The sequence below is a fragment of the Kribbella catacumbae DSM 19601 genome (assembly GCF_000372465.1).
GTDB classification, from domain to species: domain Bacteria; phylum Actinomycetota; class Actinomycetes; order Propionibacteriales; family Kribbellaceae; genus Kribbella; species Kribbella catacumbae.
The window spans coordinates 1-13,483 of sequence record NZ_AQUZ01000046.1; the positions used below are offsets into that span (position 1 = coordinate 1).

General features: G+C 68.5%; 11 protein-coding genes. All 11 read right to left on the bottom strand.

Annotated elements, in window-relative coordinates; genetic code table 11:
- Window positions 1–254: 254 nt before the first annotated feature.
- Genes A3ES_RS0133895 through A3ES_RS0133945 form a run of 11 tightly spaced genes read right to left on the bottom strand, consistent with a single transcriptional unit; the run spans window position 255 to window position 13,359 of the window.
- On the bottom strand, window positions 255–1,841 hold the full coding sequence (locus A3ES_RS0133895) for a phytoene desaturase family protein (RefSeq protein WP_020391296.1): 1,587 nt from the start codon (window positions 1,839–1,841) through the stop codon (window positions 255–257).
- 28 nt (window positions 1,842–1,869) lie between these two features.
- Window positions 1,870–2,691 carry an HpcH/HpaI aldolase/citrate lyase family protein gene (locus A3ES_RS0133900; RefSeq protein ID WP_020391297.1) on the bottom strand — a complete coding sequence of 274 codons (822 nt, stop codon included), beginning with the start codon at window positions 2,689–2,691 and terminating at the stop codon, window positions 1,870–1,872.
- Window positions 2,692–3,879 carry a CaiB/BaiF CoA transferase family protein gene (locus A3ES_RS0133905; protein ID WP_020391298.1) on the bottom strand — a complete coding sequence of 396 codons (1,188 nt, stop codon included), beginning with the start codon at window positions 3,877–3,879 and terminating at the stop codon, window positions 2,692–2,694.
- Window positions 3,880–3,907: 28 nt separating this feature from the next.
- On the bottom strand, window positions 3,908–5,899 hold the full coding sequence (locus A3ES_RS0133910; protein WP_020391299.1) for an SUMF1/EgtB/PvdO family nonheme iron enzyme: 1,992 nt from the start codon (window positions 5,897–5,899) through the stop codon (window positions 3,908–3,910).
- Complete coding sequence (locus A3ES_RS0133915) at window positions 5,896–6,780, bottom strand: ribokinase (RefSeq protein WP_020391300.1); 885 nt, start codon at window positions 6,778–6,780, stop codon at window positions 5,896–5,898. The genes A3ES_RS0133910 and A3ES_RS0133915 overlap by 4 nt, the downstream gene beginning before the upstream one ends.
- On the bottom strand, window positions 6,773–8,077 hold the full coding sequence (locus A3ES_RS0133920; protein WP_026163460.1) for an ADP-ribosylglycohydrolase family protein: 1,305 nt from the start codon (window positions 8,075–8,077) through the stop codon (window positions 6,773–6,775). The genes A3ES_RS0133915 and A3ES_RS0133920 overlap by 8 nt, the downstream gene beginning before the upstream one ends.
- Window positions 8,074–9,210 (bottom strand): ADP-ribosylglycohydrolase family protein, encoded by a 1,137-nt coding sequence (locus A3ES_RS0133925; RefSeq protein WP_020391302.1) that lies wholly within the window; start codon window positions 9,208–9,210, stop codon window positions 8,074–8,076. Before A3ES_RS0133925 ends, A3ES_RS0133920 begins: the two co-directional genes overlap by 4 nt.
- Entirely contained in the window at window positions 9,210–10,496 is a 1,287-nt protein-coding gene (locus tag A3ES_RS0133930; RefSeq protein ID WP_020391303.1) for an ABC transporter substrate-binding protein, read from the bottom strand. The genes A3ES_RS0133925 and A3ES_RS0133930 overlap by 1 nt, the downstream gene beginning before the upstream one ends.
- Before the next feature lie 21 nt (window positions 10,497–10,517).
- Window positions 10,518–11,351 carry a carbohydrate ABC transporter permease gene (locus A3ES_RS0133935; RefSeq protein WP_020391304.1) on the bottom strand — a complete coding sequence of 278 codons (834 nt, stop codon included), beginning with the start codon at window positions 11,349–11,351 and terminating at the stop codon, window positions 10,518–10,520.
- Window positions 11,348–12,271, bottom strand: a complete 924-nt coding sequence (locus A3ES_RS0133940; protein ID WP_020391305.1) for a carbohydrate ABC transporter permease — start codon at window positions 12,269–12,271, stop codon at window positions 11,348–11,350. Before A3ES_RS0133940 ends, A3ES_RS0133935 begins: the two co-directional genes overlap by 4 nt.
- A complete protein-coding gene (locus tag A3ES_RS0133945; protein ID WP_020391306.1) occupies window positions 12,268–13,359 on the bottom strand; it encodes a LacI family DNA-binding transcriptional regulator in 1,092 nt (363 codons plus the stop codon). Before A3ES_RS0133945 ends, A3ES_RS0133940 begins: the two co-directional genes overlap by 4 nt.
- Window positions 13,360–13,483: the final 124 nt, after the last annotated feature.

The window sequence follows — 13,483 nt, forward strand, 5'->3', positions numbered from 1 at the left end:
GCCACGCTCACGCAGGCCGCGGCCGGCCGCAGAACCGGCACTACTTCCTGTCGGTCGGGACACAACGCGAACCCCAGACCCATTTCCCAACAGGCTCTGTAACCGGCTAGTGGTCGGATCAGGCGCTATCGGGCGGACCCACTGCCGGTCCGGGCCGGCTGGCGCGCCGATCCGGCCAACGCTGCACCTGGTCGGACGTGGATGCCGCCCGCAGGTCCTTGACGAACTGGCGCTCCGTCCACCTGGCTTTGCGTCTAGCGCTGGAGGTGGCGGAGGGCTGCTGTGGTGGGGATGCGGGTGAGTGGGCCGAGCAGGGAGGCGTCGCGGAGGGCTGCGCGGGCGGCGAGGTAGCCGCAGGCTCCGTGGACGCCGGGGCCGGGGTGGATCGCGGAGCTGCCCAGGTACAGGCCAGAGACGACTGTGCGCGGGCTGCCTAGGCCGATCGTTGGGCGGAAGATCAGCTGCTGGTGGAGCTGAGCGGTGCCGCCGCCGAGGGCACCCAGGCCGAGCGAGGCGTTCGCGTGGACGAAGTCGCTCGGCCGCTGCAGGTCCCGGGCGATCACCAGGTCGAGGAAGCCGGGTGCGTGGCGTTCGATGGCGCGGTCCATCCGGCCGGCCAGCTTCTCGGCCGACGCGTCATCGGCCACTCCGCGCGGTAGATGCGAGTAGGCCCAGACGGCCTCGGTACCGGCCGGCGAGCGGGACGCGTCGGCCTTGGTGGTCTGGCCGATCAGCAGGAAAGGTGTCGTGGGCAACCGTCCGGTGTCGAGGTCGGCGCCGACGTGGACCAGCTCGTCCGCAGTACCGCCGAGGTGGACGACTCCGGCTTCGCGGGCCTCGGCGGCGCGCCACGGGATCGGGCCGCTCAGCCGGTAGTTGAGTTTGACCGTCGGGTAGTCCCATTCGAAGTTCTCGAGGTCGCGACGGAGGCCGGCCGGAATGCTTGCTGGCGGCAACAGTTCGCCGTACAGGGCCTGGGCGGAGACGTCCGCGATCACCGCGCGGCGTACGGCGATCGTCTCGCCACCTGCCGTCCGTACTGCGGTGACCTTGCCGGCCGAGACGTCGATGGCGGTGATCGGCGTACTGGGGATCAAGTCGGCGCCGGCGTGCTCGGCCCGGCGTACCAGGGCTGACGAGAGGGAGCCCGAACCGCCTTCTGCGACAGGGAAGCCGACGTCCTGGGCGAGCATCGCCAGGAGCCAGCCCATGGTCCCGCTGACACTGCCGCTCAGCGGGGCATCGGCGTGGAACGCGTTGCCTGCGAGGAGGGCGCGGCCGCGCGGTCCTTCGAAGAGCTCCTGGCCCATCCGGTGCACCGGCATCGCCATGAAGCGCGCGAATCTGGCCAACTCCCCCGCCGACCCGAGCTTGCGCGCGAGCCGGAGACCGGGAGCCACCGGCGGCCAGGAGGTCAGCAACGACTGCAGGAAGGGCGCTCGGATCTTGACGTAGTCCTGGTAGAGCCGCAGCCAGGCGTCGCCGTCCTTCGGGTGATCGCGCCCGACCGACGCGGCGGTGTCGGCAGGATCCGGGTGGATCGCGGCCGCGTCCTGGTCGTCGGGATCGAGCAGGTGCGCCAGCGCGAGCGGCGCGTGTGCCCAGCGCAGGCCGAACCTCTCCAGCTCCAGAGCACGCAGTACCGGTGACGCGACGCCGAGTGGATAACTGGAGCTGAACCGATCACTGACCCAGCCGTCGACGGTCGTAGAGCGCACCGCACCGCCGAACTCGTCAGCAGCTTCGAGCACCAGCACGTCCCAGCCCGCGTCAGCCAGGGCGATCGCACTCACCAGCCCGTTCGGCCCGGATCCGATCACCACAGCATCAACCACCCGCATGCGACCGACCTTAGCCGCTCTGCTCCTGTCAGAGGTCGATCTTGCTCATCAGGTCGATGATTTCGCGGGCGCGGCCGAGCATGGCGGGGTCGACCATCCGGCCGTCGGGGAGCACGATAACGCCGCCCTCGGCGACGCCCGCCTTCTCTACCGCCGCGATTAGGGCGGCAGCGTCTGCTACCTGGGTCGCGGACGGCGTGAAGCTCTCGACGATCGCCGGCAGTTGGCGGGGATGGATCGCGCTCCGGCCGACGAAGCCCAGTGCGCGGCCTTCAAGGCAGGTTCGCCGTAGCCCTTCCTCGTCGTTCACGAACGGATAGACCGACAGCATCGGCGCTCCGAGCCCGGCCGCCCGCGAGGCCGACACCAACCGGCCGCGAGCCCAGGCCAGCCCTTCCGGTCCGTCCACGCCCAACGAGCTCGACAGATCGGCCTCACCCAGCGCGACCGCGACCACTCGCGGATCAGCGGTTGCGATCTCGAACGCCCGCTCCAATCCCAGCGGAGATTCGATCAGCGCGGTGATCTTTGCCGAGGGCACCTGGTCGAGTACCCGCCGGACATCATCGGCGCTCTCCACCTTCGGCAACCGCACCCGCGCATCCGGTACTGCGGCCAGCGCCGCAAGGTCGTCCTCGATCCACGGCGTCCCCGGCGCGTTCACCCGGACCTCGACCGACGTCCTCCCGGTGAACGCCGCTATCCAGGCGATCGCCCAACCACGCGCGTCCGCCTTGTCGTCGACCGGTACTGCGTCCTCCAGGTCGAACACCACCAGATCGGGGCCAGAGGCAACAGCCTTCGCGAACCGATCCGGCCGGTTGGCCGGTACATAAAGAGCGGTGAGCACCTAGACAACTCCAGCTTCACGCAATGCGGCAAGTTGCTCGGGTGAAACGCCGATCTCGGCCAGCACCGCATCGGTGTCCGCACCGTGCGGGCGGCCCGGCCAGCGGATCGAGCCGGGCGACTCGGACAACCGGAACAGGACGTTCTGCATCTGCACCGGGCCACCGAGTTCCTCGTCGTCCACCTCGACGATCGTGTTCAGCGCGGCGTACTGCGGATCGGTGACGATGCCGCGGATGTCATGGACCGGCCCGACCGCGGCTTCGGCCTTCTCGAAGGCGATCATCACCTCGTCCAGGGAGCGCTCTCCGATCCAGCCACCCACGGCATCGTCCAACTCGTCCGCATGCTCGGCGCGCTCCCGGCCGGTCCCGAACCACGGCTGCGCAACGAGATCGGGCCGGCCGACCAGCGTGACGACCCGCTCCGCGATGCTCTGCGAGCTAGTGGAGACGGCCACCCAGCGACCATCGGCGGTCCGGTAGACGTTGCGCGGAGCATTGTTCGACGAGCGGTTGCCGAGTCGCGGCTGCACGTACCCGGTCTGCTGGTACGCCGTGATCTGACCACCGAGCATCATCAGAATCGGTTCGATGATCGCCATGTCGATCACCTGGCCGGCGCCTGACTGATCGCGCTCTCGCAGGGCCACCAGTACGGCGTACGCGGTCGCCAGCGCCGTGATGCCATCGGCGAGACCGAAGGGCGGCAGCGTCGGCGGTCCGTCGGGCTCCCCCGTGACCGCGGCGAAGCCACTCATTGCCTCGGCCAACGACCCGAAGCCGGGCCGGCTCGACCACGGTCCGACCTGACCGAAGGCGGTCACCCGCGCGATCACCAGGCGCGGGTTGGCCTCGAGCAGCACGTCCGGACCGAGTCCCCAACGCTCCAGGGTGCCCGGGCGGAAGTTCTCCACCAGGACGTCGTTCGCACGGACCAGGTCGAGGAACACGTCACGACCCTGGGACAGGTCGAGCGTCGCGAGCCGCTTGTTCCGGCCGAGCGTCTTGAACCAGAGCCCGACACCGTTCTTGCTCGTTCCATGTGTCCGAGCCGCGTCCGGGCGCGAGGGGTGCTCGATCTTCGTCACGTCCGCGCCGAAGTCGCCGAGGAACGTCGCCGCCAGCGGCCCCGCGAACAGCGTCGCCGCCTCCAGCACCTTCACACCTTCGAGTGGCGCCGGCCTCATCCCGTCCTGCCTCTCAGAAGTCCAGGTCTCATCCCGCGCACCGGAAGCCGATGGTCTCCGAGCGATCCAGCCCGCCACCGGTGAGCACCAGCTTGAAGCTGACCTCCGGCTCCTGCGGGCCACCGTCGGCGTACCAGTCGGAGCCCTCGGCAACGAAGTACGAGCCGCCCTTGAGGATGCAGAACCGGCTGCGGCCGTCGCGGTGCTCGCTCTCGGTCAGGTTCCAGACCAAGGGTTCCAAGCGGCTGAAGCCATCCAGACCAGCGGCTACCTGCCACTCGTCCTCGGTCGGCAGCCGGCCACCGCGCCAGGCCGCGTAGGCCCGGGCGTCCGGCAGGTCGACATAGGTCACCGGCTGGTCCTCGGTGCCGGCCACGGGAGCGCCGTCGACCCAGTGCGCGAGGAACCTGTTCGCCACCTTCGGCCGGTACTTCGTCGCCTTCAGGAACTCCGCGTACTCCGCGTTGGTGACCTCGCGGACCGCGACAGAGATCCCAGAGAGCGCGATCTCGCGCTGCACCGTCTGGAGGTCGTGCAGCCGAGGAGGCAACGGCTTCCACTCCTCCACGTACGGCGCCTGGTCGTACAACCCGGTCTCGCGCCGCCGGTGCCGAACCGTCAGAGAGCGCTCCCCGGCCGGTACTTCGACCGTCCCGCCGATCGTCGCCGCACCAGAGACCTCCGGCACGGCAACTCGGACAGCGGGTGACATTGGGAACGCCGAGTCCTTCACGTGCGGGCGCGACATCGAGCCCAGTCGGCGCGCGGTCGCCCGGCAGGTCGGTCCGGCCGTGGCACCGACGCGGACCACGCCGGCCACCCCACGCCCGGGCACGACCAGGTGGACGCCGTCGTCGTCGGAGGTGATCGGCACGCCCGACGTCACGTCGTACCAGTCGCCGACCTGGTCCTCGGAGCGCAGTACGACGCCCTCGAAGTCCTCCTCGTCGCGGTTGATCAGGGTCCAGAAGGTGACGTCGGCCAGTTCGAACCGCGAGCCGAAGACACCATGCTCGCGAGCCTTGTCCGGGATCTCCGGTGTCAGCGGGATCCAGTCGCCGCCGATCAGGATCGGCGAGAACGCTCTCTGCGCCGCGACCATCCGGCGCAGCGTCGCGCGATCCCGGGCGTTCCAGCCGACCCAGGCCGAGAACACCGACTCCCAGACCAGGATGCCGACGCCGTTCACCCAGGCCGACTGCAGTTCGTCGCTGTGATCGCGATTCCAGCGGCGGGTGTGATGCATCATGTGCCGGCGCTCGAACAGGTGCGCCCGCAGTACGCCGGGCGCCCGGGTGTCGGCGAACCACTGAGCCCAGGACAGCGCATGGTCGCCGATCCTTGCCAGCGGCAACCGTGATTCGCCTTCCAGCGCGATCGCCGGGTTGGCCCGGCGCAGCGGCCGGGTGAAGCCCGGGTCGGCCTCCTTCAGAGTGTCGAGAAAGGCGCCATCGGCCCCGAAATCGGCAACCAGGGCAGCGAATTCGTCACCGTCGGGACGGACAGCGCGACGGGTGCCGACGTCCCACGGGTTGTAGTCGAAGAAGACCTTGAGCCCGAGCCGGTGCAGATCGTCGACCAGTTGCCGAAGGCCCGGAACGTCGCGGTAGAAGTCGAACTGGTTGCGCGAGTCGATCCCGATCACCGGGTAGGCGTGCCACAGCACCACCGCGTCGTACCCGCCGAAGTCGTCGATCCCGTGCTGGACGAACTTCTCCGGGGTGAAGACGCCGGCGTCGACGTCGTACAGCTGGTCGTCCCAGAGCCAGACGAGCGCCACCGAGTACGCCGTCTGGGTCCACTCGCGCCCGGGCTCCTCGTAGTGCGAGCCACCGTCGTACGCCGTCCGGTCGTAGGCACCCATCAGCCACTCGGCCAGCTTGCCGCGCCAGCGGGGCAGGTCGGTCGGGTCCTCCGGGGCACCGAGGATCTTGGCATCGTCGAGGAAGGCCAGCTCGGCCCGCAGGCCGAGATCGACCTTCGCGGGCTGATCGATCGGCCTGGGCTCGAGGGGGTTCACAGGTATACCTCCGCACAACGCGCGTCGATGACTTCCCCGTGAGGCACCGAGGGGATCGCCCCTGCGGTTTGAACGCTCAATGAAGCAGCAACGTTAGCGCGTCGGACCGCATTCGTCAGGTCGCGGGCTGTAGTTGACTGGGCAGCCAAGGTCGCGGCGAGGACTCCGCAGAAGGTGTCCCCCGCGGCCGTCGTGTCCACGACCTCGACCGACACGCCCGGGACACGGATCTCCGCGGCATCCCGGGACAGGATCACCGCGCCCTCGGCCCCGAGCGTCACCACCGCGGCCGGCACCCGGTCGAGCAACGCCGAGTACTTCGGACCCGCCACCGCCTCGGCCTCCGTCTCGTTCACGACCAGCAGGTCGACCTGCGCGAGCAGTTCGTCGGGCAGTTCGGCAGCCGGTGCCGCGTTGAGGATGAAGTACACACTCGCCTCGGCCGCCGCCTGAACCGTGGCGAACGGGATCTCCAATTGGGAAAGGACGATTTTCGCCTTGCCCACGGCATCCAGCGCCTCCGCTGACAGCTTCAGCTCGGCGTTGGCCGACGGCGCGACGACGATCGCGTTCTCCCCGTCGGCGGCGACGGTGATGATCGCAGTACCGGTCGGGCTGTCGGAGGTCGAGACCAGCGAGAGGTCTACTCCGGAGTCGCCGAGGGCCGCGCGCAACAGGGCACCGCCGTCGTCCGCGCCGAGCGAGGCGACGAACGCCGTCGAGGCGCCGGCCCGTGCCGACGCGACCGCCTGATTGGCCCCCTTGCCGCCGGGGCCGCGGGTCAGGCCGCTCGCCAGCAGCGTCTCGCCGGGTCGTGGGATCCGCGGGACCGGTAGTACCAGATCCACGTTCGCGCTGCCCACGACTACGACCTCAGCCACGCCGAGCCCCTTCCGCCTTCTGTGCTGCCACCGTCCGTGCCGCCAACTCGTCGATCGCCACCTGGTCCATCCCGGGCAGGCTGGTCGCCAGCCGGTTGTCCAGCGGTCCGGCCCACTCTGCCGGAACGCCGAGCACCGCGCCAAGCACGGCACCGACCGTGGCGCCGGCCGAGTCGGTGTCCCAGCCGCCCATCACCGCACGGCCGATCCCGGTCGCGAAGTCCGGCGCCGTCAGTGCGTACGCGGTGAGCGCGCTGTTGTTCACCGAGTGCACCCAATGCAGCTGCCCGTACTGCGCGTGCAACGCGTCGAGAGCCTCGTCCAAACCGGTTCCCGCCAGAGCCAAACCGAACCGCACCGCCCTCGCCAGTTCACCGTCGGGGTTGATCGCCTGCAGCCCGGATTCTGCTACGCCGACGGGGTCGTCGAGCACCATCGCGGCGGCCGACATCGCGGCTACCCAGATCGCGCCGTCGACGCCCGCACCCGTGTGGCTGAGCCTGGCATCTGCCAATGCAAGCCGTGCGGCCGCGCTCCGATCTCCCGGATTCACCCAGCCGTACACGTCGGTCCGGATCTGTGCCCCGATCCACTCCCGGAACGGATTCCGCACCAGCGCCGCCCGCAACGGATCCACGCCGTCGAGCAGGTTCCGGTAGGCCACCCGCTCGGCCGTGAACACCCGTCCCGCCGGCAGATCGTTCAGCCAAGCCAACGCCACGTCCTCGGTGGTCAGCCCGTCCCCATGCTGCTCCACCAGTTGCAACGCCAGAATCGCAAAGTTCAGATCATCGTCCTCAGGCATCCCGTCGATGACTTCCCTGAGGCTGGTGGGCTTGGACCGCCTGTTCCACGGCCACCGCCCCAGCACCTCCTCCGGCACCCCCACCGCCGTCACGTACTGCCTCAGCGGCCACTGCCCAGAGCTCTGAAGAATCTCCCGAATCCCCTCCCGCGGAATCTTCTCCACCGGCTTCCCGAGCAGGTTTCCCGCGGCCCGCCCCAGCCAGGCATTCAACACCCGCCGCTCCGGCGCATTGCCCAGCAGCGGGAGTTCCGGGATCACCGGTGCGACCCACTCCACAGCCCGTCGGTCAAGCTCGTCCAGCAACTCCCGGGCCAGCGCACGCAGCTCGGCGCCGGCCGGTTTGTCCGAGGCGCCTGACGCCGGAGCGGTCGTCGTACCGCCTGCGGATTGCCAGCGGTCGGCGACGTCCGTGACATCGACGCCCTCGGCGGTGGATTGGACCAATTGGTGCGGGAGCAGGTCCTCCGGTTGCACCCAGGTCATTCTCATCGAGTCAGTCTCTCCAACGTTTCACTCCGGCGCTCGAGACGACGCGCGTCGGCTTCGTGCAACTCCACCGCGACCGACGCCATCACCCGCCCCGGTTCCTCCAGATCCGTCTTGCTCGCCTCCGCGATCACGGAGGCCCATTCCTCCGGTACGCCGCCCAGCCCGCTCAGCGCACCCGTGATCGCCCCCGCCATCGACGCGATCGAGTCCGCATCACGCCCATAGTTGGTGCCACCCAGCACGGCTTCCCGAACATCCCCACCGGACACCAGGACGAAACCCAGCGCGACCGGCAATTCCTCGATCGCCTTCGTCCGGCTCGGCCGGCGCGCGTCCAGCGACTGATTCCGGTACTCCGGTCCGACCGTGTCGAACGGCTCGACCGCCTTCCGCAGTACCGGGATCGCCGACTCCCAATCGCTCAACCCGTCGGCCGCCGACGCCACCGCCTCGACCGCGGTGCGAGTACCGTCCTTCGCCAGCTCCAGCGCCGCCGCGACCGCCGACGAAGCCGTTGCCTCAGGCATCATCGCGGCCGCGACCGCCGCGGCGAACACCCCGGCGGCCTCCCGCCCGTAGCTCGACTGATGCGCGCCGGCCAGGTCGATCGCCTCGGCGTAGGCCCCGGCGGGATCACCGGCATTGGCGATCCCGACCGGCGCCACGTACATCGCCGCACCACAGTTCACGATGTTGCCGACACCCGCCTCACGCGGGTCGACATGCCCGTAGTGCAACCGGGCGACCAGCCACTTCTCGGCCAGGAACACGCGCTGCAGCAGCAACGCCTCGGTCTCCAGCTCCGGGATCCAGCGCTTCTCGGTCAGCAGCTTGGGCACCAGCGACTCCGCGATCGCGTACGCGTCCAGGTGCTCGCGGCGTTCGTCGTACACCTCGACCAGCGCATGCGTCATCAATGTGTCGTCGGTGATGTGCCCGTCGCCCTTGTGGTACGGCGCGATCGGGCGCGCGTTGCGCCAGTCGTCGTACCACGGGCCGACGATGCCGGTCACCCAGCCGCCATGCCGTTCCCGGATCGCCTCCGGGGTCCAGCCCTCGACGGCACCGCCGATCGCGTCACCGACCGCGGAGCCGACGAGCGCCCCTACCGACCTCTGCTCCAGTGCCGACATCAGGAGTTGACCTGCCCCCAACCATCGTTCAGCTTCTTGCCCAGCGCGGCCAGGTCGATCTTGTTCGCCAGGAACTCCTGCAGCGCCGGGGTGGCGATCTGGTCCTTCCACTTCGGGTAGTTCTCCACGCTCTGGAACGGCGCCTTGGTCAGCTCTTCGCCGCTGGCCAGCGTCTGGGTCCAGCCGTTCTTGCCGCCGGTCTCCTTCGCGATCACGTCCCGGGCCGCCTTCGTGGTCGGGATCAGCCAGTCACCCTGACCGACCGCGGCCAGGTTGTCGGCCTTCATGAAGTAGTCGATGAACTGCGCGGCCTGCTTGATGTGCTTGCCCTCGGCCGGTACCGACAGCGTCTGCGGGTTCGCGGCCTGCTTCTCCGAGGTACCCTTCAGCGGCGGCAGCACCTCCCACTGGAAGCCCTTCGGCGCCTGCTCGACGATCTGCTGCGCGGCATAGTTGCCGCCGACAATCATCGCGTACTTGCCGCCGAAGAAGCCCGGCAGGACGTCGGAACCGCTCTGGGTCAGCGACGTCGGGTCGATCGACTTGTCGGTGTAGGCCATCGAGTGGATCCGCTTCGGCACCTCGAGCTCGGCATCGCCGATCTTCGCCTTGGCGTCCCGGCCGGTGCCCTCGAAGAAGGCGCCGTCGAAGTTCATCCCGAGGTTCAGCACGGTCGCGGTCGGGCTCTTCAGTCCCCAGCCGAGCCCGTACTTGCCACCGGCGGTGAGCTTCTTCGCGTTCGCCTGCAGGTCGTCCCAGCTGAGAGAGTCGCCCGTGGTCGCGACGCCGGCCTGCTTGAGCAGAGCGGTGTTGCCGAACACGACGTACGACTGGAGCAGGGTCGGCGCGGCGAACACCTTGCCGTCCTTGGAGACCGTCTCCCAGACGCCCGGCGAGACGGCGTCCTTCGTCTCCTGACTCAGGTACTGCGACAGGTCGGCGAGGTACCCCTGGTTCGCGAAGCCGGTGATGTCGGCGGACTCGTCCTGGATCACGTCCGGCGCCGTACCACCCTGGAACTGGGTGACGAGCTGGTCGTGCACGGAGTCCCAGCTGCCCTGCACGTACTCGACCTGGATGTTCGGATTGGCCGCGTTCCAGTCCGCGACGATCTTCTTGGTCGCGGCGACGGTCGTCTTCTGGAAGGCGAGACTCTGGAACTTCAGCGTCACCTTCTCGGTCGACCCCGAATCACCGGAGCCGGACTTGTCGTCGCCGCTGCCACAGGCCGCAAGTGTCACCAAGGCGCTTGCCGCCAGCAACGCAATGATCGGTTTCCTCAACATCTTCTCTCCTCAGGGGGATTTCTAACCTTTGACTGCGCCGGACAGCAGGCCGGAAGTCAGCCGGCGTTGCAGGAAGGCGAAGAACACCAGGCTTGGCACGGTGGCCAGGACGGACGCGGCCGCGAGTGGCCCGAACTGGACCTGACCCTCGGCACCGACGAAGCGGGCCAGGACCAGCGGCAGCGTCTTCAGTTCCGGGTCCTGCAACAGGACCAGGGCGAAGAAGAACTCGTTCCACGCCGAGATGAAGGTGAACATCGCGGTCGCGATCAGCCCCGGCCGCAGCAACGGCATCACGATCGACACGATGGTACGGAGCCGGCTCGCGCCGTCCACCGACGCGGCCTCCTCCAGCTCGCGCGGCACGGCGGCGACGTACCCCTGCAGCATCCACAGGGCGAACGGCATCGACCAGACCATGTAGACGATCACCACGCCCGGGATCGTGTTGGTCAGATGCAGAGGCCGCAGGATCATGAACAGCGGGATCACGATCAGGATCACCGGGAACACCTGGCTGACCAGGATCCAGCCGTTCGTGAGCGGCCGGAGCCGGCTCCGGAAACGCGCCAGCGCGTAGGCCACCGGCAGCGAGACGACCAGCACCAGCACCGTCGACGCCACGGAGATCTGCAGGCTGTTCCACATCGAGCGGACCAGGCCCTGCTCCTCCAGCGCATCGGTGAAGTTCGACAGGTTCGGGTGCTTGGGCAGGATCGACGGCGTGATGCTGGCGAACTCCTGCGGCGACTTCAGCGAGCTGGAGATCAGCCAGAGCAACGGGAAACCGAGGAAGATCAGATAGCAGATCACGGCCACGTACTGCGCTGCGCGGGCTGCGGGACGCGTTCTCATGCTTCGCTCCTCAGCCGGTTCCTGAGATAGAACCCGAGGAACACGATGATGATCACGACCATCACGTCACCCATCGCGGCCGCCATCCCGAAGTTCCCGTACCGGAACGCCTCGTTGTAGGCGAACAGCATCGGCAACATCGTCTTGCCGCCCGGGCCGCCCGCGGTGAGCACGTAGACCAGGCCGAACGAGTTGAAGTTCCAGATCATGTCCAGGCTGGTGATCGCGACGATCACCGTCTTGAGCTGCGGCAGGGTGATGTTCCAGAACTGCGACCAGGCGCTCGCTCCGTCGACCGCGGCAGCCTCGTACAGGGATCGGTCGATGCTCTGCAGACCGGCCAGCAAGGTGACGGTCGTCATCGGCATGCCGACCCAGATCCCGACCACGATCACCGCCGGCAGCGCAGTACTGAAGTCGCCGAGGAAGTTGATCGGGTGGTCGGTCAGGTGCAGGTTCTGCAGGATCTCGTTGACCGGGCCGTTGGTCGGGTGCAGCAGCAGCCGCCACATGATCGCGACGACGACCGGCGGCATCGCCCAAGGGATCAGCGCCAGCGTGCGCGCGACGCCGCGGAACCGGAGGTTGGTGTTCAGCAGCAGTGCGAGTCCGAGCGCTGCGACGAACTGCAGGATCGTCACCGCCAGCGTCCAGATCAGGCCGATCTTGAACGAGCTCCAGAACAGGTCGTTGTGCAGCAGCTTGCCGAAGTTGCCGAAGCCGATGAAGTTCGTGTCGACGTTGAGGCCCGCGCGAGCGTCGGTGAATCCGAGCGCGATCCCGCGAATGAGCGGGTAGACGCTCAGCAGGAGAACGGGCAGCAACGCGGGCAGGAACAGAAAGATCGCCTCTCTGTTCTGCTTCGGCCGGCCTCTCTTGGGCGCCTGCTTCGGAGCCACGGTCCTGGTCGCGGCGCTCATGGCGTGGACTTCCGCACACTCAGCGTCGGCTGGACGACGATCCGCCGGGGCGTCCGGGTGTCGTCCTCGATCCTTGCCAGCAGCAACTCAGCTGCCCGGCGACCACGCTCGGCCGACCCGAGGTTGACACTTGTCAACGGCGGGAACGACTGCTCGGCCAGCTCACTGTCGTCCATCCCGATCACCGCGACATCTCCCGGTACTGCGAGGTCGCGCGCGGCCAGCTCATGCATGATGCCCACGGCAAGCAAATCGTTGGCCGCGATCACCGCATCGAGCTGCTCAGCGACGCCAGCCCGCCCGCTCGCCTCCCGGGCGACTCCCGTCGTCCCACTCGCCTCGCCGGTGACGCCCGTCTTCCCGCTCGGCTCGCCGGCGCTGTCGAGCCCCGCGAACAGTTCGACCCCCGCCTCGCGACCCGCCGCGAAGGTGAAGTCGACCGCCTCGACCTCGGCGACCGGGCTCAGGCCGTTCGCCTTCATCGCATCGGCGAATCCCTTCGCCCGCGCCGTACCGGGAACAGTGTCGACCGGGCCGTTCACAAAGGCGATCCGCCGACGGCCCTTGGCCAGCAGGTGTTCGACCGCGAGCAGCATGCCCTTCGGCGAGTTGGCACGGATCGTGTCCACACCCGCACTGGCCGGCACGTTACCGGCGACAACCACCGGTACGTCGCACTCGCGAATCGACTTGATCAGGTCGTCATCGACGCGCAGCGGGCTGATCACCAGCCCGTCGGCGTACCCGCGAGCCATCCCCCGCACCAACGCGACCTCGTCGACGACATCGGGCCCGGTGGTGGTGACCACCAGCCGGTACCCCGCGGCGGAGACCACTTCCTCGACCGCGCGCATCATCGTCACGTAGACCGGGTTACCGACGTCGGCCACGGCCAGGGTCAGCTGGTAGGTCCGCCCGACCTTGAGCGACCGGGCCCGGGAATCGGGCACATACCCGAGCTCCTGGACGGCGCGCTGCACCCGCTCGACCATCTCCTCGGTCGCGGCCAGCCCGTTCAGCACCCGCGACACCGAAGCCACCGAAACTCCGGCGGCCCGCGCCACTCCCGCGATCGTCGGCCGGCTCACGCAGCCTCCTGTAATCGTTCTTGTAATCGTTTACAGCCCAGACTGTAAGACCCCTCACCAGCCCCCGTCAATACCGGACCACCCCGTCACATGGTCTGTACACCGAGCAACAACTCAGCCAGCG

Excerpts from the sequence above, each read along its gene's own strand:
- A3ES_RS0133895 (WP_020391296.1), bottom strand. The coding sequence starts at position 1,841 with ATGCGGGTGGTTGATGCTGTGGTGATCGGATCCGGGCCGAACGGGCTG.
- A3ES_RS0133905 (WP_020391298.1), bottom strand. The coding sequence starts at position 3,879 with ATGAGGCCGGCGCCACTCGAAGGTGTGAAGGTGCTGGAGGCGGCGACG.
- A3ES_RS0133920 (WP_026163460.1), bottom strand. The coding sequence starts at position 8,077 with ATGAGAATGACCTGGGTGCAACCGGAGGACCTGCTCCCGCACCAATTG.
- A3ES_RS0133925 (WP_020391302.1), bottom strand. The coding sequence starts at position 9,210 with ATGTCGGCACTGGAGCAGAGGTCGGTAGGGGCGCTCGTCGGCTCCGCG.
- A3ES_RS0133930 (WP_020391303.1), bottom strand. The coding sequence starts at position 10,496 with ATGTTGAGGAAACCGATCATTGCGTTGCTGGCGGCAAGCGCCTTGGTG.
- A3ES_RS0133935 (WP_020391304.1), bottom strand. The coding sequence starts at position 11,351 with ATGAGAACGCGTCCCGCAGCCCGCGCAGCGCAGTACGTGGCCGTGATC.
- A3ES_RS0133940 (WP_020391305.1), bottom strand. The coding sequence starts at position 12,271 with ATGAGCGCCGCGACCAGGACCGTGGCTCCGAAGCAGGCGCCCAAGAGA.